This is a genomic window from Pseudomonas sp. AC463 (assembly GCF_979253585.1).
Genome location: NZ_CEEDDZ010000061.1, coordinates 1 through 657, shown reverse-complemented (window position 1 = coordinate 657; position 657 = coordinate 1). Strand labels below are relative to the sequence as shown.

Here is a 657-nt window from a genome sequence, read left to right as displayed (position 1 = left end):
CGTCGACTTCTCCAAGCATGCCATCGCGACGTTCACGCGCAACTTCCCGAACGCTCCGGGGATGCTGCGCGATCTGCGGCTCACCGACTTCTCCGACATCGACGCGTACGTGGACGGGGACGTCGACGTCATCGTCGGCGGTCCTTCGTGTCAGGGCTTCAGCACATCGGGCGGGCTCAGCAAATCCAGCGGGCGCGACGAGGCGGATCCACGGAACCGTCTGTTCCTGAACTACATCGGCATCGTCGATCTCCTGCAGCCGAAGTGGATCGTGTTCGAGAACGTCCCAGGTCTGCTCCTTTATGAGAACGGCAAGGTCGCTCTCGACATCGTCAAGGCGTTCCGCGAGATCGGCTATACCATCGTCCCGATGATCCTGCTGGCGGCCGACTTCGGCGTTCCCCAGCTGCGCAGGCGGCTCGTATTCGTCGGAAACCGTACCGGAAGCGAAATCTGCTTCCCGGCCGCGACCCACGGCAACCCCGATCTCTGGAAGAACTTCTCGCTACCGTTCGCCCACCTTTCGCGCATCGGCCACGGGAAGCAGGGCGAAGTCCTCAAGCACGTCGGCTTCGACGACGCATGCGGCGACCTCCCTCCGGTGCCGGAGGGCGGATGCGTCGACGGCGAGCCCTATCCATGTGCCCCGCGCAACGA

General features: G+C 63.9%; 1 protein-coding gene. It reads left to right on the top strand.

Annotated features, from left to right (window positions below; genetic code table 11):
* Positions 1-657: DNA cytosine methyltransferase (locus AC0IYH_RS29070; RefSeq protein WP_471837466.1), on the top strand; the 657-nt coding region annotated here is incomplete at both ends.